Origin of the sequence: Paenibacillus polysaccharolyticus (genome assembly GCF_023714295.1) — a bacterium.
GTDB lineage: Bacteria > Bacillota > Bacilli > Paenibacillales > Paenibacillaceae > Paenibacillus > Paenibacillus polysaccharolyticus_A.
Map to the genome: position 1 here is coordinate 1 of NZ_JAMAUN010000086.1, position 230 is coordinate 230.

General features: G+C 51.3%; 1 rRNA gene. It reads left to right on the top strand.

Annotated elements, in window-relative coordinates:
• Positions 1-230: ribosomal RNA gene (locus tag M3629_RS28330) — 23S ribosomal RNA — on the top strand; the annotation flags it as partial.

A 230-nucleotide genomic window follows, 5' to 3' on the forward strand; every position in this document is an offset into this window, starting at 1 on the left:
GAGGCATACCAGGGGAACTGAAACATCTAAGTACCCTGAGGAAGAGAAAACAATAGTGATTCCGTCAGTAGCGGCGAGCGAACGCGGAGAAGCCCAAACCAGAGAGCTTGCTCTTTGGGGTTGTGGGACGTCTCACATGGAGTTACAAAGGAACCGGTTAAGCGAAGAGGTCTGGAAAGGCCCGCCAAAGAAGGTAAAAGCCCTGTAATTGAAAGTTGGTTCCCTCCGAG